This is a genomic window from Pseudomonas putida NBRC 14164 (assembly GCF_000412675.1).
Lineage (GTDB): Bacteria > Pseudomonadota > Gammaproteobacteria > Pseudomonadales > Pseudomonadaceae > Aquipseudomonas > Aquipseudomonas putida.
In genome coordinates this window covers 1,580,911-1,606,653 of the sequence record NC_021505.1, presented here as the reverse complement: position 1 = coordinate 1,606,653, position 25,743 = coordinate 1,580,911, and the positions used below count along the sequence as shown (strand labels likewise).

Here is a 25,743-nt window from a genome sequence, read left to right as displayed (position 1 = left end):
ACTCCTTACAAGGCATTGATCAGGGTGCTGAAGGTTTCTTGCGCCGCCTTGATGATCTGCGACGAAGCCGTGTAGTAGTGCTGGAATTTCACCAGGCTGGCCGCCTCGTCATCGAGGTTGACGCCAGACACCGCGCTGCGGCTTTCGCTGGCGGACTTGAGTACCGCCTCGGTCGCCGTGGTGTCGATGGTCGCCTGGTTGGCCTTGGCACCCACGCGCTCGACCAGCGAGGCATAGGCCGACGTGAAGCTGGTGCCACCGCCGGAACCGGTGTTCACCGTCGACTTGGTCTGCAGGCCCAGCAGCGCCGTGGCGTTGCGGTTGTCGGCCTTGCCGTCGGCATTGAACGACAGGGTAAAGCTGTCATTGGCCGCCGGGCTGCCACCGATGGTGGTCTCGACGCTGAACGTGCGCGGGTTGCCGCTGCCATCGAGAATCGGCTGCCCGGCAGCATCCAGCATTGGCACAGCCACCGACAGCTTGTTGTCGGTACCCGGGACCACGCTGCCGGTGCCAATCTGGGTGCCCTTGGCATCGAACAGCTTGTAGCCCTGGGAGCCACCACTGGCGGCGTCGAACACTACGCGCACCGGCATCGAGTCGCGAATCGACTGCTGGATCAGTGCGGTATCGGTACCGCCATAGATATCCAGCGATTCGCCCAGCGTAGGTTGGGTGATGGTGCCGGTACCGCTGTTGCCACTGCCTGCCGCAGCACTGATCGGCCCGGCAAAGGCCAGTTTGTTGGCATCGGTCAGGGTAGTGGTGATGCTGCCGGCCGCCGCACGGGTAGGGATCACCTTGAAGCTGTCGCCGGCCGCCAGGCCACCGCCTTTCAGCGACAGGCTGAAGCCGTCGATCACCGGCGCCGGGTCGGTGTTGAGGTCGAAGCTGCCCATGTCGGTGCCGTCGGAGCGGCGCACGCTGTACTGGTTGGCGCTGGTGAACTTCACCTCGTAGTCGTAGGTGGTCAGCGCACCACTGTTGGCGATGGTCACGTCCAGGTTACCGGAGCCGGTGCTGTTGTTCGACGAAGCCAGGCTGCGCTGGGCAACGGCAGTGGCGCTGTTGATGCTGGAGAACAGCGAGCTGCCAAACTGGCCATTGGCATCCAGGCCCTGCCCCAGCTGGCTGTTGATGCTGTCCGACACCACCAGGGCAACACGGCCCAGCTCGTTCATGGACGGTATCAGCACGTCCTGGCGGTAACGCACCAGGCCGCCGATCGCGCCACCGGTCACCACCGAGGTCACGTCGGAGCTGAACGACTCATAGTTGATGCGCAGGCTGGCCTGGCTCTTGTCGGCAGTACCCGGCTGCACCGACAAGGTGTTGGCTTTGTTGCCGGTCACCAGCGACTGGCCGCTGCCCAGGTACACGTCGTAGTTGCCGTCACGTTCCTGCACGGTCACGCCAACCAGCTCGTTGAGCTGGCGCACTGCTTCGCTGCGCGCATCCAGCAGGCTGTTGGGCGTGTTGCCGGTGCCCGAGGCCGCCGCGATCTGCTTGTTGTACTCGGCGATACTGGCGGTGAGCTTGTTGACCTGGCCAGCCATGGTGTCGAGCTGGGAGTTGATCGTTTCGTTCTGCTGGGTCAGCTGAGTGCTCACCGCGTTGAAACGGTTGCTCAGGGTTTGCGCCTGGGTCAGCAACAGCTGCCGGGAGGCAACGTCACCGGGCTTGGCCGCTGCCGTCTGCAGGGCCGAGAAGAACGCGGTAAGGACCGAGCTGATGCCGGTATCACGGTCGGCCAGCAGCTTGTCGATGCTGGTGATCTGGTCCTGGAAGGCAACCGAGTCCGCTTGCAGCGACGTAGCGGTCTGCAGCTGGTTGTCCAGATACGAGCTGTAGATGCGGCGCACGTCCGCCAGCGTGGTACCAGTGCCCAGGAACCCCGCGCCGATGTTGTGCGAGGGCCCTGCCGCCTGAACCGTCTGCTGGCGCGAGTAGCCACTGGTCGCGGCGTTGGCGATGTTGTTACTGGTTACCGACAAGGCCGCCTGGCTGGCACTCAGGCCACTCAGGCCGATGGAAATCAGGCTCGACATGATTTAGTCCTTTTATAGATTCGTGGTTCTGCCAGCCATGGCGTATTGCGGGGTTGACTGCATTTGCTGGGCGATGCTGATGATCTTCTTCGCATAGCCCGGGTCGGTCGCATAACCTGCTTTCTGCAGCTCTCTTGCAAACTGCTCAGGGTTATCGGCCGAGTCCAGCGCATCTTGATAGCGAGAATTGCCCTGCAGCAGGTTCACCAGGTCGTGGAAGCTGTCCTGGTACGAGTCATAGCTGCGGAACGCTGCGGTTTCCTTGACGAACTGGCCATCGCGGAACTCGCTGGTGATCGCCCGCGCCTGCTCACCCTGCCAGTTGCCGGTGGCCTTGATGCCGAACAGGTTGTGGCTGCTGCTGCCATCGGTATTGCGCATCACCGATTTGCCCCAGCCGGTTTCCAGCGCGGCCTGGGCCACCAGGTAGCGTGGGTCGATACCAATGCGCTTGGCCGCTTGCTCGGCCATCGGCAACATGGTGGCGACGAATTCGTCACTGTCGGTAAACGCCTTGTTCGGCGCCAGCGGCGGCTGGGCCACGGCGCGGCCGACAATGCGCAGGCCGTTGTCCGGTACGGCGAAGGCCTTGGCCACTTGCTGGCCGTCACGGGCCGGCACGGCGGCGTTATTGGCCGTGGCGGCCGATGGCACGATGCCTGCCAGCAGGCGGTCGGTAAGCTTGCTCGGCAAGGCCAGGCGCCGCGAGTTGAGCGCGGCGACGTCGTTGCGGGTGGTGGCCGAGTCCGTGGCATGCACCGGCTCCGCCACCTTGTTGCCCCACAGCGCCGGGCCACTGCCATCTGCACGCGGGAACGGGCTGGTGTTGATCGACGCACTGCGGCCCTTGGTCAGCTGGCGCACCAGCACATCCTGCAGACCGATACCACCACCTTCGCGGGACATGCTCACGGCCAGCTGCTGGTCGTACATGTCGCGGTACTGCTTGACCGTTTCGGTGTTCATCGGGTTGTCATCAGCCAGCACGTCGCTGGCCTTGCGCGAGGCCTTGAGCATTTCACTGATGAACAGCGACTCGAACTCCTGGGCCACCTTGCGCACGTTGGCGTCGCTGTCGCGGTCACCGTGCTTGAGCGCACTCAGGCGGTTGAGGTCGGTGTAGGCGCCGCTGTCGGCACTGCCGGAAACCTGGCTTTTGATGTTCATCCGAGCCGTCCTCAGATCACGATCAGGTCGGCCTGCAAGGCGCCGGCCTGTTTCAGGGCTTCGAGAATGGCCATCAGGTCGCCGGGCGCTGCGCCCACCTGGTTCACCGCGCGGACGATCTCATCCAGCGTGGTGCCCGGGCCGAACTTGAACATCGGCTTGGCTTCCTGCTCGGCGTTTACCCGCGAGCGTGGCACCACGGCCGTCTGGCCATTGGAGAACGCCCCCGGCTGGCTGACGATCGGGTCTTCGGTAATGGTCACGGTCAGGCTGCCGTGGGTCACCGCTGCCGGCGACACCTTGACGTTCTGGCCGATGACGATGGTGCCGGTACGCGAGTTGATGATGACCTTGGCCACCGCCTGGCCCGGGTCGATTTCGAGGTTTTCCAGGATCGACAGGTAATCTACGCGCTGGCTGGGGTCCATCGGCGCACTGACCCGCACCGAACCACCATCCACGGCCTGGGCCACACCCGGGCCGAGCAGGTCGTTGACCTTGTCGACGATGCGCTTGGCGGTTGTGAAGTCGGGGCGGTTGAGGTTCAGGGTCAAGGTGTTGCCCTGGTTGAAGCCGCTCGGCACTGCCCGCTCGACACTGGCACCCCCGGGGATGCGACCGGCCGACGGAACGTTGACGGTGATCTTCGAGCCGTCACGGCCTTCGGCGTCAAAGCCCCCCACCACCAGGTTGCCCTGGGCGATGGCGTAGACGTTGCCGTCGATACCCTTGAGCGGGGTCATCAGCAGGCTGCCGCCACGCAGGCTCTTGGAGTTACCGATCGACGACACGGTAATGTCCACCACCTGGCCGGGCTTGGCGAACGCCGGCAGGTCGGCATGCACCGACACCGCCGCGACGTTCTTCAGTTGCACGTTGCCGGAGCCGGCCGGCACCTTGATGCCGAACTGCGACAGCATGTTGTTGAAGGTTTGCAGGGTGAACGGCGTCTGGGTGGTCTGGTCACCCGTGCCGTTCAGCCCCACCACCAGGCCGTAACCGATCAACTGGTTGGAACGCACGCCAGAAATGCTGGCGATGTCCTTCAGGCGCTCTGCGTGCGCACCGAAGGCACAGGACAGGAGCAGGGTTGCGGCAATCAGCTGCCTCACGTTGAACATGGTCATCCGTACTCAGAAAGGCCAAAGCGGGCTGATGAAGAAGCGGTCCAGCCACCCGGGCTGGCTGGCATCGGCGAACGAGCCGGTACCGGAATAGGTGATGCGCGCGTCGGCCACACGGGTGGACGGCACGGTGTTGTCGGTGGCGATGTCGTCGGCGCGGATCATGCCGGCAATGCGCACCAGCTCTTCGCCAGTGTTCAGGGTCAGCCACTTCTCGCCGCGCACGGCGATGATGCCGTTGGGCAGCACTTCGGCCACGGTCACGGTAATCGAACCAGTCAGGGTGTTGCCCTGGGTGGCCTTGCTGTCGCCCTTGGTGGCGCGTTCGCCGTTGTAGCCGGCCTCCAGCGACAGGTCACCGCCACCGAACGGGTTATTGGTGTTCGGGGTGCTGCCGAACAGCGAGGTCAGGCCGATGTCGGCCTTGCTGTTCTTCTGGATCTGCGAACCTGCGTTCTTGCTGGCCGACGTTTTCTCGTTGAGGGTGATGGTGATGATGTCACCCACCCGGAACGCCTTGCGGTCGCTGTACAGGTTCTGCTCGAAACCGGCCTGGTAGATGGAACCGTTGTTGGCCGCTGCCGGCAACGGGGTGCGCGGCAGTACCGGCGCGTAGTACGGGTCGTTGGGCTTGGGCGTCGGGCCGACGCAACCTGCCAGCAACACCGCCCCCCCCAGGGCGAACACGGACAACAGACGATTCATGGTGCATACCTCACGGGTGTAACGAAGCGACAGGGCTTAGAGCTGTTGGGTCACGAACGACAGCATCTGGTCGGCGGTGGAGATGACCTTGGAGTTCATCTCGTAGGCGCGCTGGGTGGTGATCATGTTCACCAGCTCTTCCACGGTGCTGACGTTGGAGTTTTCCAGGGTCTGCTGCTGGGTGGTACCGAAACCGTTCAGGCCCGGGGTGCCCACTTGCGGCGCGCCACTGGCGGCAGTTTCCAGGAACAGGTTGTCGCCGATGGCCTGCAGGCCAGCCGGGTTGATGAAGTCGGCAGTCTGGATGTTGCCGATCACCTGCGCTGCAGGGTTGCCGGCCGTGGTGATCGACACGGTGCCGTCCTGGCCGACGGTGAAGGTTTGCGCGTCGTTCGGCACGACAACGGCAGGCTCCAGGGCGTAGCCGTTGGCGGTGACGATCTGGCCGTCGGAGTTCAGGTGGAAGGTGCCGTCACGGGTGTACGACACCGTGCCATCCGGCTGCAGGATCTGGAAGAAACCACGGCCGTTGACGGCCATGTCCAGCGGGTTTTCGGTGGTCTGCAGGCTGCCGGCGACGAAGCTCTTCTGGGTGCCGACAATGCGCACACCGGTACCGACCTGCAGGCCCGAAGGCAGCTCGCTGTCCTGGGTGGACTGGGCGCCGGGCTGGCGACGGATCTGGTACAGCAGGTCAGCGAACTCGGCACGGTCACGCTTGAAGCCGGTAGTGGAGACGTTGGCCAGGTTGTTGGAAATGACCGTCAGGTTGGTGTCCTGGGCGGACAGGCCGGTTTTAGCGACCCAAAGAGCCGGAAGCATGTAGTTTCTCCTCGTGCGCCTGTTTTACGGCACCCGTTCAAAAGTGATTAGCCGATTTGCAAAACCCGAGCCATGGCTTCGTCGCCTTCCTTGGCCGTGTTCATCATCTTGACGTGCAGCTCGAACTGGCGGGACAGCGCCAGCACCGAGGTCATTTCCTCGACAGCGTTGACGTTGCTGCCTTCCAGGAAGCCCGCCACCACTCGCACGTTGACGTCGGCGTCGGCCGGCTGGCCAGAGGTGGTGTGGATCAGACCGTCCACGCCTTTGGTCAAGCCTTTGGTGTCCGGGTTGACCAGCTTGATGCGGTCGACCTCGGCCATCACCCGCGGGTCTTCACCCATGGAGCGAATGCTGAGGGTGCCGTCGGCGCCGACCTCAACCTTCTGCTCCGGCGGGATGGCAATAGGGCCACCGTTGCCGATCACCGGCATGCCGTTGCCCGCACGTAGCACGCCGAGGGCGTCGATGTTCAGGCTGCCGGTACGCACGTAGGCTTCGCTGCCGTCCGGCGCCTGCACGGCGATGAAGCCCTTGCCGGTCACGGCAACATCCAGGTCACGACCGGTCTCGACCAACGGGCCTTCACTGAAGTCGGTGGCCGGGCGCTCGGTCATGGCAAAGGCGCGCGCCGGAAAGCTGTCGCCGAACACCGGCATCGAACGCGCCTGTTCCAGGTCACGCTGAAAGCCGTTGGTGGAAATGTTCGCCAGGTTGTTGGCGTGGGCCTTTTGCGCCAGCGCGTTCTGGCTGGCGCCGGTCATGGCCACATAAAGCAACTTGTCCACAGTATCTCCTCTGCGCGTCGCTGCCGCGCTGTCACTGGGCAGGTTCGAAGCAATAATCGAACCAAGTCTGAAACCGCCTGTTTACGGGGGTTTCAGCGCGGCAAGGGGCAACAAACGTCAGTTTGTCGGCGGATGTTTGCCGCCTGCGGCAAGCGCGTGTCAGAAGGTGCGGCAAGCGGCGTTGTTGTAGGGGCCGGAATGGCGCACCCAACCCTCGCCCGGGTTGCTGGCCGAGCACAGGTAGCGGCCGGTGGCCAGGCTTTGCCATTGGTAGAACGGGGCGGGAGCGGCCGAGAGCGGCAAGGCCATGGCCAGGAGGGCGGTGAGCATTAGCCGTTTCATGGGCGTGAACCTTGAAGAACCTGGGGCCGCTTTGCGGCCCATCGCCGGCAATCCAGCTCCCACAGGGGATTGCAACCTCCTGTGGGAGCTGGCTTGCCGGCGATGGGCTGCAAGGCAGCCCCAATTACAGACAAAACCACACTAGCAGGCGACCATCAGGTCATCTGGATGATGGTCTGCATGATGGTGCTTTCGGTGGAAATGGTCTTGGCGTTCGCCTGGTAGTTGCTCTGCGCCTTGATCAGGTTGACCAGTTCGCCGGTCAGGTCGACGTTGGAGTCTTCCAGTGCGCCGCCGGTAATCTGGCCCAAGGTACCGGTGTCCGGCGCGCCGATCACCGGCACGCCCGAGGCGTAGGACTCTTTCCAGCTGGTGCCACCAATCGGGGTCAGGCCCTGCAGGTTGGCAAAGTTGGCGATAGCCACCTGGCCGATCACCTTGTCCTGGCCATTGGTGAAGTTGGCGAACATGTTGCCGCTTTCGTCGATGGTCAGGCCCGACAGCTCACCGGTGGCAAAGCCGTCCTGGCTCTTCGCGGTGGTGGCGGAGGCGGCGTTGTACTGGGTGGTACCGAGCATGTCCAGGTTCACCCCGGCAACGTTGGCGGTAGCGCCGTTGGCACCCCATACACCGGCGGCGTTCTTCTGTGCCGGGATCCAGTTGCTGAGGGTGAAGGTCTTGTTGGCGGCTATGGTCATGCCGCCGGCTACCGGACCTTCCGTCATCGAGGCGGTGTCCAGGGTGCCGTCAGACTTGAACGGCAGCTTGTTGGCCAGCGGCGTGGTCGAGGTCGGGTCGGCCGGGTTACGCCCGTCGATAGTGGTGTACATGGTCCAGGAGTTGCTGGTGGCGTCCTTGACGAAGTACTGGTTCAGTTGGTGCGCGTTACCCTGGCTGTCGTACACGTCGGTATTGAACGTGTAGTTGTAGGTGCCGGTGTTGGTCGGATCGAACGGCGTCTGGGTGGGTGCAGTCGCGGTGGAGTTGAGGTTGACGTTCTCGGAGATGCGACCGGTCGGGTTCGGCGTCAGGTTCGAGGTGTCGATCTGCAGGTTGGTCAGCACACCCTGGATGATCTTGCCGTTGGCATCCACTGCATAACCTTGCAGGTTGGCGCCCGACGAGCTGACCACGTAGCCGTCCTTGTCGCTGTAGAAGGCACCGGCACGGGTGTAGATCTTCGAGCCGTTGTCATTCATCACGAAGAAGCCGTTGCCATCGATGGCCATGTCCAGCGCCTGGCCGGTGCCATTGATGTTGCCCGGGGTGAACATCTGCGACACGGCGGCAGTCTTCACGCCAGTGCCCACCACGTTCTTGCCGGCACTGGTGCCGCGAATGGAGTTGGAGTACTGGTCGGCGAACTCGGCGCGCGACGACTTGAAGCCGGTGGTGGCAACGTTGGCAATGTTGTTGCCGGTAACGTTCAGGGCCTTGTTTGCTGCATAGAGGCCGCTAAGGCCGATATTGAAAGACATGTGTAACTCCTGTCGTTTTGCTCAGGCCCTAGATGCCGATGCTTTGGATTTTGGAAAGCGCAACACTGCCCAACCCGGCCAGGTTGAGTGTCATCTCCGAACCGTTGGTACCCATGGTCACGCTGGTGACCGAGGCCGGCAGGTTGGTGGTCATGGCCGTGGCCTTGCCGTCGATCGAGGCAGTAGCCTTGAAGGTGTAGGTACCTGCTGGCGCTGCTTCGCCGTCGTCGTTCAGGCCATCCCAGGTAAAGTCGATCTTGCCGGCTTTCTGAGTACCCAGGTCGAGCGTGCGCACCAGCTTGTCGTCCTTGTCGTAGATGCCCACCGAGGTGGCGGTGCTCGACGACGTCAGGTTGACAGTGCCTTTCATATCCTTGCTGGTGTCGACCACGGCCTTGTCGGTCTGGACAATCACATTGCGCCCGACCAGCGACGAAGCCTGCAGCGCCTGGGAGGATTGCAGCCCAGCCGCGATGTAGGTCACCGAGTCATTGAGCGACTGCATGCTCTCAAGGCTGCTGAACTGCGCCAGCTGCGCCACGAACTCGCCGTTTTCCTGCGGATCGAGCGGGTTCTGGTTCTTCATCTGGGTAACCAGCAACTGCAGGAAAGCATCTTTGCCCAGCGCGCTGCCGGCAGCACCGGTGCTGCTGTCGGTCTTCGACGTCTGCTTCTGCAGCGATGTCAGGTACGCGCTGCTGACGTCAGAGGTGGAATTGGTAGTGGTCATGTCGGCTTCCTATCACTGCCCCAGGGTCAGGACTTTCTGCATCATGCTCTTGGCCGTGTTCATCAGCTCGGCGTTGGTCTGGAACGCACGGCTGGCGGAGATCATGTCAGCCATTTCCTCGACCACATTGACGTTCGGGTAGTAGACGTAGCCGTCCTTGTTCGCCGCCGGGTGGTTTGGCTCGTAGCGAGCCTCCAGGGTGCTCTGGTCTTCGACGATGCCTTTGACCTGCACGCCCTGCCCTGCTTCACCCTGGTCGTCGAACAGCGACTGGCTGGTGCCAGCCTGCGCATCCTGGAAGGTGGTGGCGAACACCGGGTGGCGAGCGCGGTAGGTCTGATCAATGCTCGACGAGACGGTTTCGGCGTTGGCAATGTTGGAAGCCACGGTGTTCAGGCGCGTGTTCTGCGCGCTCATGCCGCTACCGGCAATGTTGAAGACGCTGGAAAGGGACATGGTCATTCTCCCCGCAGGGCCGATACCAGCCCCTTGAATTTGCTGTTGAGCAAGGTGAAGCTGGCCTGGAAGCCAATGGCGTTTTCGGTGTAGTTCGATTGCTCGATCTGCGCGTCCACGGTGTTCTGGTCAATCGATGGCTGCAGCGGCGTGCGGTACTTGAGGGTATCGTCGGCCGCGATGGCGAGGCCTTCGGCTTCGATGTGGCGGCTATTGGTGCGGTCCATGGCGAAGCGGCCGCTCTGCTGCTTGTCGCTTTCGGCGGCCAGCACAGAGGCGAAGTCCATGTCACGCGCTTTGTAGTTAGGCGTGTCGGCGTTGGCGATGTTGTTGGCCAGCACTTCGGCGCGCTGGGCGCGGAAGCCCATGGCCTTTTCGTGAATACCAAGCGCCTTGTCGAAGCTGATGCTCATGTCGGGGAAACCTTCGGAGGTTGACCGGAATATCGTTGAGCAAGGTATAGCAAGGGCTGTGCCAATCAGTGCAAAGCCCGGAAACATGGGCTTTCGAGGTGGGGTGGTGTCAGGGTGATGCCAGAAAAGCGGCAAAGGCCTTCCGCCTTGGGCGGCGAAAGCGGCAATTGCCGGGCGGCAAAAGCGGCAAACCAAAAAATTGACGTCAGTGTTTTTCCTGCACCGGCCCCTTCGCGGGTAAACCCGCTCCCACAAGGACCTGTGCAAGACCCGAGGGCGGCACCGAACCTGTGGGAGCGGGTTTACCCGCGAAGAGGCCGGCACATACAGCAAAAAGGCCGGCAGTTTTCGCTGCCGGCCTTCTTGATTACTTGGCCTGGTAGATGATCCCCGGGCTGCACTGGACCATCTGGTAATGGTCCGGCAACCCGTTCAGCGCCTCCGAGGCGCCAAGGAACAGGTAGCCACCAGGTTTCAGTGTGCTGTGAATGCGCAGCAGGATGTCGCGCTTCACCTGTGCCGAGAAGTAGATCAGCACGTTGCGGCAGAACACGATGTCGAACTTGCCCAGGCTGGCATAGCTGTCAAGCAGGTTGAACGAGCGGAACTCGACGCGACTGCGAATCGCCGGCTTGACCGCCCAGCGCCCCGCCCCCTTGGGGTCGAAGTAGCGTTGCAGGCGTTCCTGGGACAAGCCGCGGGCAATGGCCAGGCTGTCGTACTCACCGGTCTTGCAGTTGGTGAGCATGGTGCCGGACAGGTCGGTGGCAACGATCTGCGCCCCCATCTTCAACTGGCCAAGGTTGCTGCGCTCGAACTCGTCGATGGCCATCGAAATGGAATACGGCTCCTGCCCCGACGAACAGGCCGCCGACCACATGCGCAGGCGCTGGCCGGGGTTGTTGCGGATGAACTCGGGGATCACCTTGTTCTTCAGCACTTCGAACGGGTAGGTATCGCGAAACCACAGGGTCTCGTTGGTGGTCATGGCATCGACCACCTGCTCGCGCAAACCACTGCGCGGCTGGGCCTGGATGCGCTGCACCAGCTCGCCCAGGCTCTTGATGCCCTGTTGTTCCATCAGCTTGTTGAGACGGCTGGAAACCAGGTACTGCTTATTTTCGCCCAGCAGGATGCCACAGGCTTTCTCCAGGAATACCCGGAACTGTTCGAAATCCAAATTACCCGTAGACACTACTGCCGCCTCTTTTCAATCACTGGTGCCGGGGCTTGCCCCGGCTGCTTCAATGCGCTGCCTTGATCCGGTCGACCACCCGCTGGGCCAGGTCGTCCGGCTTGAACTTGGCCAGGAAGTCATCGGCGCCGACCTTCTTGACCATTGCCTGGTTGAACACCCCGGAAAGCGAAGTATGCAGGCAGATGTGCAATTTTTGCATGCGCGGGTCGCTGCGGATCTCAGCCGTTAGCGTATAGCCGTCCATTTCCGGCATTTCAATGTCCGAGATCATCATAAGGAACTCTTCTTCCGGCTTTTTGCCCTCATCCACCAGCTGACGCAGGTAGTTCAGGGCCTGACGGCCATCATTGAGTGCCACGACTTCCACCCCCACGGTCTGCAGGCAGCGGCTGACCTGTTTGCGCGCCACCGACGAATCATCGACGGTCAGCACCCGCATCAGCACGGCCTTGTCCTGCACCTCGGCATCGATCACCCCGGCCGACACCGATTCGGACGACGGCGAAACCTCGGCCAGCACCTTCTCCACGTCGATGATTTCGACCATGCGGTTGTCCACCCGGGTGACTGCGGTCAGGTAGTGGTCACGGCCGGTGCCCTTGGGTGGCGGATGGATCTCTTCCCAGTTCATGTTGACGATGCGCTCCACCGAGTGCACCAGGAAGCCCTGGGTCTTGGTGTTGTACTCGGTGATGATCACGAAGCTGTTGCGTGTTTCTTCCTGCAGCGGCCGCAACCCGGTGGCCATCGACAAGTCGAGGATCGGGATGGTCGCCCCGCGGATGTTGGCAACGCCACGCACCACAGGGTGCGCCTTGGGCAGCAGGGTCAGCGCAGGGCATTGCAGCACTTCCCTGACCTTGAACACGTTGATGCCATAAAGCTGTTCGCCATTGAGGCGGAACAGCAGCAATTCCAGGCGATTCTGCCCCACCAGCTGCGTGCGCTGGTTGACCGAATCCATAACACCCGCCATGCCAGACTCCTTAATCTTTCAGCCTTTCGTTGCAACTCAAGTTACGAGTCGGCACGGGCTTTGCTTTTTTGAGCGTCATGCATACGAAAACGACATTTTTCCGACGATTGACGCGCCTGCTGACTGGCTCGCTGGCCACGCTGTGCCTGCTGGCGCCCGGCGTTCGCACGGTAGCGGACGCGCTTACCTTGCCTGAACAGCTTATCGGTGTCACCCAAGGGTTTCTTGAATTCACGGTAGAAGATTACCTGGCCACCACCCAGACCCCCGGCCGCTATGAAATCCAGGTGAACCCGCTGGACCCACGCCTGCGCATGCCATTGTGCAGCCAGCAGCTGGACGCCTCGCTGGAAAGCCCTTCCCTGCCACTTGGCCGGGTGACGGTACGGGTGCGCTGCGACAGTGCGGCCCCGTGGACGGTGTTTGTTCCGGCCACGGTACGGCTGTTCCGCGACGTGGTGGTGGTCACCCGCCCACTCAAGCGCGATAACACGGTGGGCGAAGGCGACGTGGCCCTGCGCGAGCGCGATGTCGGCACCCTTGGCCAGGGTTTTCTGACCGAACTGGACCAGGCGGTGGGCATGAAGATGCTGCGCCCCACGGTGATCGACCAGGTGCTCACCCCGCAGCATCTGGAGCAGGCCGAGGTGGTGCGCAAGGGCGACCAGGTGGTGATCATCGCCCGCAGCGGCAGCCTCAGCGTGCGCATGCCGGGCGAGGCCCTGAGCAAGGGCGGCCTGAGCGAACAGATACGGGTACGCAACCTGAATTCCAAACGGGTGGTCAAGGCCCGGGTTACTGGCCCGGGCCAGGTCGAGGTCAGTATGTAGCCAGCCACAGATTGCGCTGGCAGTGAGGAACCGCATTTCCTAAACTGTGTCAGAGAACGGGTTCGCGAGCTTGCTGACAGGCGGCTATGCATTTGTGCCTAAAGTTTCTTTCGGGTTGGCCGAAAACAAGGCAAGCGTCCAAATACCCAGAGGTTCCTGATCATGGTCATCGACTTCAGTCGTTTGAATAACTCTCCGTCCGTCACGGGCGGCGTGCGCGGCAATACCGCGTCCGGCAGCGCCGAAAAACCGGCCGCCAGCCAGGAAGCGGCCACCAGCACCAGCGCCAGCGGAGAAGCGGTACACCTCAGCCAAGAGGCACAGCAGTTGCAGAAGATCAGCGACAAGCTGCGCGACGAGCCAGTCGTCAACAGTGCCCGTGTGGCCCAGTTGAAACAGGCGATCGCCGACGGCAGCTATCAGGTCGATGCCGGCAAGATCGCCAGCAAACTGCTCGATTTCGAAGCCCAGCGCTGACCGTTCGGCGCGCTGACTTCACGGACGCTAGAAAAGCCAAGAGTTAGCCATGCACGACACCACCTTGCTGCAACTGATCGAAGATGACATTGCCCCGATGCAGGAACTGCTCGACCTTCTGAATAAAGAAGCGATCGCCCTGCATGGCCGCGACATGCCGCTGCTGGAACAGATTCTGGCGCGCAAGCAGTCGCTGATCATCTTGCTCGAGCAGCATGGCCAGCGCCGCAGCCAGTTGCTCGGCAGCCTGGGCCTGAGTGCCGATCGCACTGGCGTGCAAGCAGTGGCCGCCCAATCGCCCCATGGCGAGGTGATGCTGCAGCGGCTCGACATGCTGTCGAAACTGATGGACGACTGCCAGCAGGTCAACCAGACCAACGGCCGGATCATCCAGGTGCAGCAACACGTCACCAACAACCAGATCAGAATCCTCATGGGCGGCGACTCGCCGTCGCTTTACGACAGCCGCGGCAGCACCTCGCTGCTGGCCAAGCCACGGGCCCTCAGCCAAGTGTGATTTTTCTATCAAGGCACGGAACATACTGGCAAAATGCCGTTACTTGCGTGTGTCGCTTTTGCCTGGAGAACGATAAGCCGTGTTCAATGAAACCGAAGCCCCGCAACCGCCAAAGGTGCTGAACACCCCCTTGGAGATTGCGGCCAACTTGCGGCAACTGCAGGAAAGCCACGATCCCCTGATCATCACCTTCCATGACCGCAGCCAGCGCTTCCAAAGCTACGTGGTGCACGTGGACCGTGAAAGCAACACCCTGGCGCTGGACGAGATGATCCCGCGCGACGGTGAAAAATTCATCGAAAACGGCGAGCACTTCCGCGTTGAGGGCTTCCACGACGGCGTGCGCATCGCCTGGGAATGCAACCACGCGCTGAAGATCAGCGAAGTCGACGGCCACCGCTGCTACAGCGGCGCCATGCCGCAAGAGATGACCTACCACCAGCGCCGCAACGCCTTCCGCGCCGCGCTGAAGCTGTCGCAACTGGTCGACATCATCCTCGATGGCACCCACCTGAAGGGTAACGGCGCCCTGCGTGGCAAGCTGCTGGATATCTCGGCCACCGGCTGCAAGCTGCGGTTTGAAGGCGATGTAGAAAGCCGCCTGCAACTGGGCCAGGTGTACGAGCGCTTCAAGGCGGGTAACCCGCTGGGCCTGGTGGACACCATGGTCGAACTGCGTCACCTGCACTATGAAGAGCACATCAACACCACCTTCGCTGGCGTGCGCTTCCATAACCTGAGCGGGCAGGCACAGCGCAAGATCGAGAGTTTTGTGTACCAGCTGCAACGCGAGGCGCGGCGGTTCGACAAGGACGATTATTGATCGTCGGCCAAATGCAAAAACGCCACCTATCGAGGTGGCGTTTTCATTTGTGTTCTTCCAGAACCGGCCTCTTCGCGGGCTCGCCCGCTCCCACAGGTAATGCACAGATTTCAGGCACTGTGCGGTACCTGTGGGAGCGGGCAAGCCCGCGAAGAGGCCGGTACAGGCTTACACCGACTTGCTGACCTCCTCCGGTTCAGCTGCTGGTTGCTCAGCCCCTTTATCTTCATCCTCGGTATCTTCCGCGGCCACCGGCGCCTGCATCACGTCCTGCACCGTCTGCTCATCCACCCGAGGGTCCAGCGCTGCCGACAAGGGCGAACCTGCCGCCGGCATCGCCACGTGGCCCAGTGGTGCATCCTGCACCTGGTGCAGACCGGTAACCGCTTTCGGCCGAATGCGCCACACCAGCACCAGGGCGAAGAACACGAAGAACGCATAGAGCATCTGCGGGCCCAGCACTTTCATCAGCACGCCCGCCGCCAATGGCCCGATACACGCGCCCACGCCATAGGTCACCAGCAGCATGGCCGTCAGCGACACCCGCCGCTCGCTTTCCACGTGGTCGTTGGAAAACGCCACCGCCAGCGGGTACAGGCAAAACTGCAGCAACGAAATCAGGAAGCCGATACCGAACAGCATCTCCAGCGGCACACTGGGCAGTATCGCCAATGGCGCAGCCGCCAGCGCCAGCCCTATTGCCACGCTACGGATCAGCACCGCCCGGTCGTAACGGTCAGACAACCAGCCCAGCGGCCACTGCACCAGCAGGCCGGCAAAAATACAGCTACCCATGAACAGACCGATCTGCTCGGTCGCCATCCCCTGGCTTGAGGCGTACAAAGGCGCCAGGCCGTAGAACGAGCCGACGATCAACCCCGAGCCCAATACAGTACTGAGCGACTGCGGCACGCGCTTGATGAAGAACTTCGGCTCCATCGGTGCCGGGCGCAAGGGCGCCGGGTGAATCCGCCGGGTCATTGCCACCGGCACCAGGCACAGGGCAAAGCACATCGCCACCAGCATCAGCAGCTCCGGGCCAAGCTCAGGGTGCACCACAAGGATCAACTGGCCGAGCACCAGCCCCAGGTACGAGGCGATCATGTAGCCGCTGAACACCGCCCCGCGGTGTTTCACATCGGCCTGCTCGTTGAGCCAGCTCTCGATGACCATGTACTGGCACATCATGCCCAGGCCGACGATCATCCGCAGCCCGACCCAGGCCGGTAGCCAATTGGTCAGCCCATGCCCCAGCACCGCCGCACCGACGATACCGGCGCAAGTGGCATAGGCGCGAATGTGCCCGACCCGGCCAATCAGCCGGTGGCCGACCTTGCCGCCGACAGCCAGGCCAAAGTAGTTGGCCGCCATCAACGCACCCACCCACAGGCTGTCGACATGGTCGGCCGCCAGGCGCAGGGCCAGGTAGGTACTGAGCAGGCCCGAACCGATCAACATCATCAGCGCGGCGAAATACAACGACTGAAACGGCTTCCATACATTTCGCATACGTACCGAGAAGCTCCCTGGTCAGGTGGCGGTAGGTGCTAGCAGCATAAGGGCAAATGCCGGTCAGTGCAGGCCCCCGCCAGCAAAATGCCGTGGCGGGGACGTGTCCGGTGCAGGTCGTGTCGCGATCAGGCCTGTGCCGCCAGCACCCGGCGCTCCCACGGGGTGATCTCGTCGAAGAAATCAGTCAGCTCCAGGGTCTTGCTGGCGATGTAGCCTTCGATGAACTCGCTGCCGAACAGTTCCCGTGCCAGCGCACTGCGCTTGAGCCGTTCGAGGGCGGCATGCAGGGTACACGGCAGGCTCAGGTGCTCGGGCACTTCAAACTCGCCCTGAATGGCCGGCGCAGGTTGCAGGCGCTGCTCGATACCGTGCAGCCCGGCAGCCAGGCTGGCGGCGATGGCCAGGTATGGGTTGGTGTCGGCACCGGGCAAACGGTTTTCGACCCGCCGCGCTGCCGGCGCACTGGCCGGAATGCGCAGGCCAGCGGCGCGGTTGTCCTCAGACCAGCAGGCATTGTTTGGCGAGGCATAGGGGTGGCACAGGCGCTGATAGGAATTGACGTTGGGCGCGAACAGCGCGGTGAAGTCGGCCATGCACGCCTGCAGGCCGCCGATGAAATGGTAGAAGGTGTGGGTCGGCTGGCCCTGCTCGTCGCTGAACACGTTACGCCCGCTGCTGGCTTCGACCAGGCTCTGGTGAATATGCATGGAGCTGCCGGGCGTGCGCGCCAGCGGCTTGGCCATGCACACCACGGTCAGCCCATGCTTGAGCGCCACTTCCTTGAGCAGGTGCTTGAACAGGAAGGTCTGGTCAGCCAGCACCAGCGGGTCGCCGTGCAGCAGGTTGATCTCGAACTGGCTGACGCCCATTTCGTGCATGAACGTGTCGCGCGGCAGGCCGAGCGCGGCCATGCAGTGGTAAACCTCTTTGAAGAACGGGCGCAGGCCATTGTTGGAACTGACACTGAACGCCGAATGGCCGAGCTCGCGACGGCCATCGCTGCCTACGGGTGGCTGGAACGGCTGCTGCGGGTCGCTGTTGGGGGCAAAAACAAAGAATTCGAGTTCGGTCGCCACCACGGGCGCCAGCCCCAGGGCCGCGTAGCGGGCGATGACCGCCTTGAGCTGGCCACGGGTGGACAGTGCCGAGGGCCGGCCATCCAGTTCAATGGCATCGCAGATGGCCAGGGCGCGACCGTCGTTGCTCCAGGGCAGGCGATGGACCTGGCTGGGTTCGGCCACCAGCGCCAGGTCGCCGTCGTCGCTGCCGTAGAATTTCGCCGGCGGGTAGCCGCCCATGATGCATTGCAGCAACACCCCCCGGGCCATCTGCAGGCGGCCTTCCAGAAAGCCTTCGGCGGTCATCACCTTGCCGCGCGGGACGCCGTTGAGGTCGGGGGTGACGCATTCGATTTCATCGATGCCCTGAAGCGGAGCGGTGCTCATGACGCTTGTCCTTGTTGTTGTACGCTGACAACAACATAGGCTGGGGGTGTTTAAAATATCAAGCACCTACGAGGCACCCCGGGATCCGTAGGGTCAGCGCAAGTCTCGACGATGGGCTACTCGCGCAAGGTCATGCCGTTGGCCGGCAGTGGCAAGGCCGTCTTGTACCGCACCTGCTTCAAGGCAAAACTCGAGCGAATATTGGCCACCCCCGGCAACCGCGTCAGGTAGTCAAGAAACCGCTCCAGCGCCTGGATGCTCGGCAGCAGTACCCGCAACAGGTAATCCGGGTCCCCGGTCATCAGGTAGCACTCCATCACCTCGGGCCGTTCGGCAATTTCTTCCTCGAAACGGTGCAGCGACTGCTCCACCTGCTTTTCCAGGCTGACATGGATGAACACGTTTACATCCAACCCCAGCGCCTCGGGTGACAACAAGGTCACCTGCTGGCGGATTACCCCCAGTTCCTCCATGGCCCGCACCCGGTTGAAACAGGGCGTGGGCGACAGGTTGACCGAGCGTGCCAGCTCGGCGTTGGTGATGCGGGCGTTTTCCTGCAGGCTGTTGAGAATGCCGATATCGGTACGATCGAGTTTGCGCATGAGACAAAATCACCGGTTTTTTGTGTTTATGCGGAATGTTTATCTGCACCGCTCGGCAAAGGCAATCAACTTGAGAGAAAAATTCTCCTGCCGGGCCACTAAGATGTAGATGACGCTGACCTACCAGTCACAAGCCGGTATTCAGCGGCGGCCGCTTCAGAGCTCACAAAAACAAATACCCGAGCGAGCGTAAAAAGCATGAACGAGTACGCCCCCCTGCGTTTGCATGTGCCCGAGCCCACCGGCCGGCCAGGCTGCCAGACCGATTTTTCCTACCTGCGCCTCAACGATGCAGGTCAAGCCCGTAAACCCCCTGTGGATGTCGATGCTGCCGACACCGCCGACCTGTCCTACAGCCTGGTCCGCGTGCTCGACGAGCAAGGCGACGCCCAAGGCCCGTGGGCTGAAGACATTGACCCGCAAATCCTCCGCCAAGGCATGCGCGCCATGCTCAAGACGCGGATCTTCGACAGCCGCATGGTGGTTGCCCAGCGCCAGAAGAAGATGTCCTTCTACATGCAGAGCCTGGGCGAAGAAGCCATCGGCAGCGGCCAGGCGCTGGCGCTGAACCGCACCGACATGTGCTTCCCGACCTACCGCCAGCAAAGCATCCTGATGGCCCGCGACGTGTCGCTGGTAGAGATGATCTGCCAGTTGCTGTCCAACGAGCGCGACCCGCTCAAAGGCCGCCAGCTACCGATCATGTATTCGGTACGCGAGGCCGGCTTCTTCACCATCAGTGGCAACCTGGCGACCCAGTTCGTGCAGGCAGTCGGCTGGGCCATGGCGTCGGCAATCAAGGGCGATACCAAGATTGCTTCGGCGTGGATCGGTGACGGCGCCACCGCCGAGTCGGACTTCCACACAGCCCTGACCTTTGCCCACGTTTACCGCGCCCCGGTGATCCTCAATGTGGTCAACAACCAGTGGGCGATTTCTACCTTCCAGGCCATTGCCGGTGGCGAGTCGACCACCTTCGCCGGCCGTGGCGTGGGCTGCGGCATTGCCTCGCTGCGGGTTGACGGCAACGACTTCGTCGCCGTGTACGCCGCCTCGCGCTGGGCCGCCGAACGCGCCCGCCGCGGTCTGGGCCCTAGCCTGATCGAGTGGGTCACCTACCGCGCCGGCCCGCACTCGACCTCGGACGACCCGTCCAAGTACCGCCCCGCCGATGACTGGAGCCACTTCCCGCTGGGCGACCCGATCGTCCGCCTGAAGCAGCACCTGATCAAGATCGGCCACTGGTCCGAGGAAGAACACCAGGCCACCACGGCCGAGTTCGAGGCTGCTGTGATTGCCGCGCAGAAAGAAGCCGAGCAGTACGGCACCCTGGCCAACGGTCACATCCCGAGCGCCGCCTCGATGTTCGAGGACGTGTACAAGGAAATGCCCGACCACCTGCGCCGTCAACGCCAGGAACTGGGGGTTTGAGATGAACGATCACAACAACAGCATCAACCCGGAAACCGCCATGGCCACCACTACCATGACCATGATCCAGGCCCTGCGCTCGGCCATGGATGTCATGCTTGAGCGCGACGACAATGTGGTTGTCTACGGCCAGGACGTCGGCTACTTCGGCGGCGTGTTCCGCTGCACCGAAGGCCTGCAGAACAAGTACGGCAAATCCCGCGTGTTCGACGCGCCAATCTCCGAAAGCGGCATCGTCGGTACCGCCGTGGGCATGGGCGCCTACGGCCTGCGCCCGGTGGTGGAGATCCAGTTCGCCGACTACTTCTACCCCGCCTCCGACCAGATCGTCTCGGAAATGGCGCGCCTGCGTTACCGTTCGGCCGGCGAGTTCATCGCCCCGCTGACCCTGCGCATGCCGTGCGGCGGTGGCATCTATGGCGGCCAGACGCACAGCCAGAGCCCGGAAGCGATGTTCACCCAGGTGTGCGGCCTGCGCACCGTCATGCCGTCCAACCCGTACGACGCCAAAGGCCTGCTGATTGCCTCGATCGAATGCGACGATCCGGTGATCTTCCTGGAGCCCAAGCGCCTGTACAACGGCCCGTTCGACGGCCACCACGACCGCCCGGTAACGCCGTGGTCGAAGCACCCGCACAGCGCCGTGCCCGACGGTTACTACACCGTGCCGCTGGACAAGGCCGCCATTACCCGCCCCGGCAATGACGTGACCGTGCTCACCTACGGCACCACGGTGTACGTGGCCCAGGTGGCCGCCGAAGAAAGCGGCGTCGATGCCGAAGTGATCGACCTGCGCAGCCTGTGGCCGCTGGACCTGGACACCATCGTCGAGTCGGTGAAAAAGACCGGCCGCTGCGTGGTGGTGCATGAAGCCACCCGTACCTGCGGCTTCGGTGCCGAACTGGTGTCGCTGGTGCAGGAGCACTGCTTCCACCACCTGGAGGCGCCGATCGAGCGCGTCACCGGCTGGGACACCCCCTACCCTCACGCGCAGGAATGGGCGTATTTCCCAGGGCCTTCGCGGGCAGGTGCGGCATTGAAAAAGGTCATGGAGGTCTGAATGGGCACGCACGTCATCAAGATGCCGGACATTGGCGAAGGCATCGCGCAGGTCGAGTTGGTGGAATGGTTCGTCAAAGTCGGCGACATGATCGCCGAGGACCAGGTGGTGGCCGACGTCATGACCGACAAGGCTACCGTGGAAATCCCTTCGCCGGTCAGCGGCAAGGTGCTGGCCCTGGGTGGCCAGCCAGGTGAAGTGATGGCGGTCGGCAGCGAGCTGATCCGCATCGAAGTGGAAGGCAGCGGCAACCATGTGGATGTGCCTCAGGCCAAACAGGTAGAAACTCCCGCCGCCCCTGTGGCAGAGAAGCCAGAACCGCAGAAAGACGTAAAACCCGTTGCGTACCAGGCACCCGCCAACCACGAGGCTGCGCCCATCGTGCCGCGCCAGCCGGGCGACAAGCCGCTGGCCTCACCGGCGGTGCGCAAGCGTGCGCTGGATACCGGCATCGAACTGCGCTATGTGCACGGCAGCGGCCCGGCCGGGCGCATCCTGCACGAAGACCTCGACGCCTTCATGAGCAAGCCGCAGAGCGCCGCCGGGCAAGCCCCCAATGGCTATGCCAAGCGCAGCGACAGCGAGCAGGTGCCGGTGATCGGCCTGCGCCGCAAGATCGCCCAGCGCATGCAGGACGCCAAGCGCCGGGTCGCGCACTTCAGCTATGTGGAAGAAATCGACGTCACCGCCCTGGAAGCCCTGCGCCAGCAGCTCAACAGCAAGTACGGCGACAGCCGCGGCAAGCTGACGCTGCTGCCGTTCCTGGTGCGTGCACTGGTCGTGGCGCTGCGTGACTTCCCGCAGATCAACGCCACCTATGACGACGAAGCGCAGATCATCACCCGCCATGGCGCGGTGCATGTGGGCATCGCCACCCAGGGTGACAACGGCCTGATGGTGCCCGTGCTGCGCCATGCCGAAGCCGGCAGCCTGTGGGCCAATGCTGGCGAGATTTCCCGCCTGGCCAACGCGGCACGCAGCAACAAGGCCAACCGCGAAGAATTGTCGGGCTCGACCATTACCCTGACCAGCCTGGGCGCCCTCGGTGGCATCGTCAGCACGCCGGTGGTCAACACCCCGGAAGTGGCGATTGTCGGCGTCAACCGCATGGTTGAGCGGCCGGTGGTGATCGACGGCCAGATCGTCGTGCGCAAGATGATGAACCTGTCCAGCTCGTTCGACCACCGCGTGGTTGATGGCATGGACGCCGCGCTGTTCATCCAGGCCGTGCGTGGCCTGCTCGAACAACCTGCCTGCCTGTTCGTGGAGTAAGCATGCAACAGACTATCCAGACTACCCTGTTGATCATCGGCGGCGGCCCTGGCGGCTATGTGGCCGCCATCCGTGCCGGGCAACTGGGCATCCCTACCGTGCTGGTGGAAGGCCAGGCGCTGGGCGGTACCTGCCTGAATATCGGCTGCATTCCGTCCAAGGCGCTGATCCATGTGGCCGAGCAGTTCCACCAGACCTCGCGCTTCGCCGGGCCGTCGGTACTGGGCATCAGCGTTGCCTCGCCGCGCCTGGACATCGGCCAGAGCGTGGCCTGGAAGGACGGCATCGTCGACCGCCTGACCACTGGTGTGGCCGCCCTGCTGAAAAAGCACGGGGTCAAGGTGATTCATGGCTGGGCGAAGGTGCTCGACGGCAAGCAGGTCGAAGTTGATGGCCAGCGTATCCAGTGTGAACACCTGTTGCTGGCCACCGGCTCCAGCAGCGTCGAACTGCCGATGCTGCCGCTGGGCGGGCCGGTGATTTCCTCGACCGAAGCCCTGGCGCCGAAAGCCCTGCCGCAGCACCTGGTGGTGGTGGGCGGTGGCTATATCGGCCTGGAACTGGGCATTGCCTACCGCAAGCTGGGCGCGCAAGTAAGCGTGGTGGAAGCGCGTGAGCGCATCCTGCCGACCTACGACAGCGAATTGACTGCCCCGGTGGCCGAGTCGTTGAAAAAGCTGGGCATCGCCCTGCACCTGGGCCACAGCGTCGAAGGTTACGAAAACGGTTGCCTGCTGGCCAACGACGGCAAGGGCGGGCAACTGCGCCTGGAGTCCGACCAGGTGCTGGTGGCCGTCGGCCGCCGGCCGCGCACCAAAGGTTTCAACCTGGAGTGCCTGGACCTGAAAATGAACGGCGCCGCCATTGCCATCGACGCGCGCTGCCAGACCAGCATGCACAACGTCTGGGCCATCGGCGATGTGGCCGGCGAACCGATGCTGGCGCACCGGGCCATGGCCCAGGGCGAAATGGTCGCCGAGATCATCGCTGGCAAGGCACGCCGCTTCGAGCCTGCCGCGATTGCTGCGGTGTGCTTTACCGACCCAGAAGTGGTGGTCGTCGGTAAAACCCCGGAGCAGGCCAGCCAGCAAGGGCTGGACTGTATCGTCGCGCAGTTCCCGTTTGCCGCCAATGGCCGGGCCATGAGCCTGGAAGCGAAGAGCGGATTCGTGCGCGTGGTGGCACGGCGGGACAACCACCTGATCCTGGGTTGGCAAGCCGTTGGCGTGGCGGTTTCCGAACTGTCCACGGCGTTTGCCCAATCGCTGGAGATGGGCGCCTGCCTGGAGGATGTGGCCGGCACCATCCATGCTCACCCGACGCTGGGTGAGGCGGTACAGGAAGCGGCATTGCGCGCCCTGGGCCACGCCCTGCATATCTGACACTGAAGCGGCCAAGGCCGATTTGGCCCGCTGCGCCGAGAGGCGCCGCGGGTCTTTTTTCATCCAGGCACTGATCCCCGTCACCTGCGCGATCCCTTGTGCGGACCGCGTCAGGCTATGGGGCTATGGCATTCTTGCCGGCCGCCTTGGCCCGGTACAGCGCCTTGTCGGCACGCGCCAGCAGCGCATGCTGGTCCTCCCCTTCCTGCCATTGCACCACGCCATAGCTCATGGTCAGCCGGCAATCGCCCACCGGCTCCAGCTGATCCATCACCTGGCGCAAGCCCGCCGCCATCTCCAGCGCCTCGCCCAGCGTGGCCTGCGGCAGCACGATGACGAACTCATCGCCACCCCAGCGCGCCAACACGTCGAGCTCGCGCAGGCAGGTACGCAAGTTATCGGCCACCAACACCAGCGCAGCATCGCCACGGGCGTGGCCGTAGCGGTCGTTGATCGGTTTGAAATCGTCCATGTCCATGGCGATCAGCGACAACGGCTGACGGAATCGCTGGGCGCGTTCGCACTCCGTCTGCAACGACTTTTCCAGCCGGTAGCGATTGGCAATGCGGGTCAACGCATCGCGCTCGGCCAACTCGAGGTTTTCGTCCAGTTGCCGCTGCAACTGCTGGTTCACCCAGGACAGCTCGCGGGTACGCTCGGCCACCTGGCACTCCAGCGACTGGTTCTTCTGTTCCAGCTGCGCCACCAGGCGCTTGCCGGCGTCGATGTTGCGGTGCGCCCCGAGCATGCGCGCCACCGAACCGTCTGCGTTCTGGCCGATGATGTAGCCGCTGTCTTCGATCCAGATGTAGTTGCCATCCTGGCAACGGCAGCGGTATTCGATGAGGTAGCGCTCGTTGCGCTGGTTGATGTAGGCCTCGAAATGCGCCATTACCCGCGGGTAGTCCTCGGGGTGGATCACGCTCTCCCAGGTCAGTACCGAGTTGGCCATGGAGTGGCTGGCGTAACCGAGCATGGCGTACCAGCCGGGGTTGCGATAGACGTAGCCGGTGTTGGCATTCCAGTCCCAGATGCCATCGCTGATCAACTCGAACAAGGTGTGCAATTGCTGTTCACTGAAGCTGGCCGGTGCCGGCCTGGTTTCCTGATTCATGGACGCTCTCCCTGATGCCCAGCAACTGCGCTCCGGTCAAGGGGCTGCCGACAGTGGTGGTAATTGCCGCAGGCGGCAAGATCATGCCTTGGACAGGCAAGCATATGCCCGCCAGCGCGCAACCGAAATAGCGCCAAAGGCCTGATTTCGACCGGCACAGCGCTGGCATGGCTTTTGCGCTGGATAGCTGCCAACGATATTTCCAAGGAGGAAACATGATAATCGCCCCTAACGGCGTCAGCTGGCAGCCCACGCTCCATCAGCCCCGGCACGCCAGCGATGAGCAGACAGTGGCCGAGATTGCGCCAGCCAGCACCCCAATAACCACCGCCAACACGGCGACCCAAGATCAGCGCCAAGGCAATACCGCTCAGCAAAACGCCGAGGATGCGCGCGAAGAAGCCTTTGCCAAATTCAAGGTGATGCTGCAAAACCTGGGCTCTGAGACCACCGAGCCGGTGATAGGAGAACCACTGCCAGCCAAGACTGCCCGGCAGGAGTTTCACGACTTCATGTCCAAGTCGCCCGGCGAGATGATCAAGGAAAAACTGCTGCGTGAAATAGGCCTGACCGAAGAAGAGTACGACGCCCTGCCGCCGGAAATGAAAGCAAAGGTCGACGAGTTGATCGCCCAGCGCATGAAAGAGGACATCGAGCGCAAGATCGAGGAGAAAGCGCAGGAGCAGGTCGCCAAGGCGGACGGCCTGGATGAAGAGCAACAAGCGGCCGGCACGGCATGAGGCAGTGGCGGCGGTCGGCAAGAAAAGTGCCGCGGTTCGTGAAAGGCTCCCCAACCTGACCCGTTTGAAGGCGCCCGGCGGTGTCGATGTTCAGGTGGTGCATGGCGTGGTCAACTGCACCGCTACCGGCGCCATCACCGGTCTCAGGAAAAATCGGCAGGATGTTGTGCAGAGAATTCGTTTGAGGTCCTTGGCCTTATTGTCCAGGGTGGCAGGCTGGTAGCTATTTGCCACGCGTGGACGCAGGCGCATGACGATGCCTGCGTTGGGGGACGTTGTCGGGTCCCCCCA

27 protein-coding genes are annotated in these 25,743 nt (G+C 62.9%); 10 read left to right on the top strand and 17 right to left on the bottom strand.

Features of this window, described 5'->3' with window-relative positions:
• Window positions 1-5 precede the first annotated feature (5 nt).
• From flgK to PP4_RS07005, 13 genes are all read right to left on the bottom strand, one after another.
• Window positions 6-2,048: a flagellar hook-associated protein FlgK gene (flgK, locus tag PP4_RS07065; protein WP_016498526.1), complete on the bottom strand. Its 2,043-nt coding sequence runs from the start codon at window positions 2,046-2,048 to the stop codon at window positions 6-8.
• Between the two features lie 12 nt (window positions 2,049-2,060).
• Complete coding sequence (flgJ, locus tag PP4_RS07060) at window positions 2,061-3,215, bottom strand: flagellar assembly peptidoglycan hydrolase FlgJ (protein ID WP_016498525.1); 1,155 nt, start codon at window positions 3,213-3,215, stop codon at window positions 2,061-2,063.
• A gap of 11 nt (window positions 3,216-3,226) precedes the next feature.
• On the bottom strand, window positions 3,227-4,336 hold the full coding sequence (locus PP4_RS07055) for a flagellar basal body P-ring protein FlgI (protein WP_041167972.1): 1,110 nt from the start codon (window positions 4,334-4,336) through the stop codon (window positions 3,227-3,229).
• 12 nt (window positions 4,337-4,348) lie between these two features.
• Window positions 4,349-5,044, bottom strand: coding sequence for a flagellar basal body L-ring protein FlgH (gene flgH / locus PP4_RS07050; RefSeq protein WP_016488460.1), 696 nt, complete (start codon window positions 5,042-5,044; stop codon window positions 4,349-4,351).
• A 36-nt stretch (window positions 5,045-5,080) separates the two neighbouring features.
• Window positions 5,081-5,866: a flagellar basal-body rod protein FlgG gene (flgG, locus tag PP4_RS07045; RefSeq protein ID WP_016498523.1), complete on the bottom strand. Its 786-nt coding sequence runs from the start codon at window positions 5,864-5,866 to the stop codon at window positions 5,081-5,083.
• Between the two features lie 47 nt (window positions 5,867-5,913).
• Window positions 5,914-6,654 (bottom strand): flagellar basal body rod protein FlgF, encoded by a 741-nt coding sequence (locus tag PP4_RS07040; protein ID WP_016498522.1) that lies wholly within the window; start codon window positions 6,652-6,654, stop codon window positions 5,914-5,916.
• A 159-nt stretch (window positions 6,655-6,813) separates the two neighbouring features.
• Window positions 6,814-6,996 carry a hypothetical protein gene (locus PP4_RS07035; RefSeq protein WP_016498521.1) on the bottom strand — a complete coding sequence of 61 codons (183 nt, stop codon included), beginning with the start codon at window positions 6,994-6,996 and terminating at the stop codon, window positions 6,814-6,816.
• Between the two features lie 155 nt (window positions 6,997-7,151).
• Window positions 7,152-8,474, bottom strand: coding sequence for a flagellar hook protein FlgE (flgE, locus tag PP4_RS07030; protein ID WP_016498520.1), 1,323 nt, complete (start codon window positions 8,472-8,474; stop codon window positions 7,152-7,154).
• Window positions 8,475-8,502: 28 nt separating this feature from the next.
• Window positions 8,503-9,204, bottom strand: coding sequence for a flagellar hook assembly protein FlgD (gene flgD, locus PP4_RS07025; RefSeq protein WP_016498519.1), 702 nt, complete (start codon window positions 9,202-9,204; stop codon window positions 8,503-8,505).
• 12 nt (window positions 9,205-9,216) lie between these two features.
• Window positions 9,217-9,660, bottom strand: a complete 444-nt coding sequence (gene flgC, locus PP4_RS07020; protein WP_016498518.1) for a flagellar basal body rod protein FlgC — start codon at window positions 9,658-9,660, stop codon at window positions 9,217-9,219.
• A 2-nt stretch (window positions 9,661-9,662) separates the two neighbouring features.
• Window positions 9,663-10,073, bottom strand: coding sequence for a flagellar basal body rod protein FlgB (flgB, locus tag PP4_RS07015; RefSeq protein ID WP_016498517.1), 411 nt, complete (start codon window positions 10,071-10,073; stop codon window positions 9,663-9,665).
• A 367-nt stretch (window positions 10,074-10,440) separates the two neighbouring features.
• Complete coding sequence (gene cheR / locus PP4_RS07010; protein WP_016498516.1) at window positions 10,441-11,268, bottom strand: protein-glutamate O-methyltransferase CheR; 828 nt, start codon at window positions 11,266-11,268, stop codon at window positions 10,441-10,443.
• A 49-nt stretch (window positions 11,269-11,317) separates the two neighbouring features.
• Window positions 11,318-12,247, bottom strand: a complete 930-nt coding sequence (locus tag PP4_RS07005; RefSeq protein WP_016498515.1) for a chemotaxis protein CheV — start codon at window positions 12,245-12,247, stop codon at window positions 11,318-11,320.
• Window positions 12,248-12,324: 77 nt separating this feature from the next.
• Between PP4_RS07005 and flgA the strand changes: the two genes are divergently transcribed.
• From flgA to PP4_RS06985, 4 genes are all read left to right on the top strand, one after another.
• On the top strand, window positions 12,325-13,077 hold the full coding sequence (flgA, locus tag PP4_RS07000; protein WP_041167646.1) for a flagellar basal body P-ring formation chaperone FlgA: 753 nt from the start codon (window positions 12,325-12,327) through the stop codon (window positions 13,075-13,077).
• 162 nt (window positions 13,078-13,239) lie between these two features.
• A complete protein-coding gene (flgM, locus tag PP4_RS06995; RefSeq protein ID WP_016498513.1) occupies window positions 13,240-13,554 on the top strand; it encodes a flagellar biosynthesis anti-sigma factor FlgM in 315 nt (104 codons plus the stop codon).
• 49 nt (window positions 13,555-13,603) lie between these two features.
• Window positions 13,604-14,071, top strand: a complete 468-nt coding sequence (locus PP4_RS06990) for a flagella synthesis protein FlgN (protein WP_016498512.1) — start codon at window positions 13,604-13,606, stop codon at window positions 14,069-14,071.
• 79 nt (window positions 14,072-14,150) lie between these two features.
• Window positions 14,151-14,894: a flagellar brake protein gene (locus PP4_RS06985; RefSeq protein ID WP_016498511.1), complete on the top strand. Its 744-nt coding sequence runs from the start codon at window positions 14,151-14,153 to the stop codon at window positions 14,892-14,894.
• Between the two features lie 168 nt (window positions 14,895-15,062).
• Here the strand turns inward: PP4_RS06985 and PP4_RS06980 are convergent, their stop codons facing one another.
• The 3 genes from PP4_RS06980 to bkdR form a co-directional block, all read right to left on the bottom strand.
• On the bottom strand, window positions 15,063-16,403 hold the full coding sequence (locus tag PP4_RS06980; protein ID WP_016498510.1) for an MFS transporter: 1,341 nt from the start codon (window positions 16,401-16,403) through the stop codon (window positions 15,063-15,065).
• 128 nt (window positions 16,404-16,531) lie between these two features.
• Window positions 16,532-17,770 (bottom strand): glutamine synthetase family protein, encoded by a 1,239-nt coding sequence (locus PP4_RS06975; protein WP_162471783.1) that lies wholly within the window; start codon window positions 17,768-17,770, stop codon window positions 16,532-16,534.
• 197 nt (window positions 17,771-17,967) lie between these two features.
• Window positions 17,968-18,453: a Bkd operon transcriptional regulator BkdR gene (gene bkdR / locus PP4_RS06970; RefSeq protein ID WP_012273540.1), complete on the bottom strand. Its 486-nt coding sequence runs from the start codon at window positions 18,451-18,453 to the stop codon at window positions 17,968-17,970.
• A gap of 198 nt (window positions 18,454-18,651) precedes the next feature.
• On the opposite strand from bkdR, the gene PP4_RS06965 reads away from it, so the two are divergent.
• The 4 genes from PP4_RS06965 to lpdA are packed head-to-tail and all read left to right on the top strand — an operon-like array spanning window position 18,652 to window position 23,598.
• Entirely contained in the window at window positions 18,652-19,884 is a 1,233-nt protein-coding gene (locus tag PP4_RS06965; RefSeq protein ID WP_016498508.1) for a 3-methyl-2-oxobutanoate dehydrogenase (2-methylpropanoyl-transferring) subunit alpha, read from the top strand.
• A 1-nt stretch (window position 19,885) separates the two neighbouring features.
• A complete protein-coding gene (locus PP4_RS06960) occupies window positions 19,886-20,944 on the top strand; it encodes an alpha-ketoacid dehydrogenase subunit beta (RefSeq protein WP_016498507.1) in 1,059 nt (352 codons plus the stop codon).
• A complete protein-coding gene (locus PP4_RS06955; RefSeq protein ID WP_016498506.1) occupies window positions 20,945-22,216 on the top strand; it encodes a dihydrolipoamide acetyltransferase family protein in 1,272 nt (423 codons plus the stop codon).
• Window positions 22,217-22,218: 2 nt separating this feature from the next.
• On the top strand, window positions 22,219-23,598 hold the full coding sequence (gene lpdA, locus PP4_RS06950; RefSeq protein ID WP_016498505.1) for a dihydrolipoyl dehydrogenase: 1,380 nt from the start codon (window positions 22,219-22,221) through the stop codon (window positions 23,596-23,598).
• A 115-nt stretch (window positions 23,599-23,713) separates the two neighbouring features.
• Here the strand turns inward: lpdA and PP4_RS06945 are convergent, their stop codons facing one another.
• The gene (locus tag PP4_RS06945) at window positions 23,714-24,712 is read right to left on the bottom strand and encodes a sensor domain-containing diguanylate cyclase (RefSeq protein WP_016498504.1); all 999 of its coding nucleotides are present in this window, start codon (window positions 24,710-24,712) and stop codon (window positions 23,714-23,716) included.
• A gap of 215 nt (window positions 24,713-24,927) precedes the next feature.
• Between PP4_RS06945 and PP4_RS06940 the strand changes: the two genes are divergently transcribed.
• Window positions 24,928-25,452 carry a hypothetical protein gene (locus PP4_RS06940; RefSeq protein ID WP_016498503.1) on the top strand — a complete coding sequence of 175 codons (525 nt, stop codon included), beginning with the start codon at window positions 24,928-24,930 and terminating at the stop codon, window positions 25,450-25,452.
• Entirely contained in the window at window positions 25,421-25,675 is a 255-nt protein-coding gene (locus PP4_RS06935) for a hypothetical protein (RefSeq protein WP_041167645.1), read from the top strand. The genes PP4_RS06940 and PP4_RS06935 overlap by 32 nt, the downstream gene beginning before the upstream one ends.
• The last annotated feature ends 68 nt before the right edge of the window (window positions 25,676-25,743 follow it).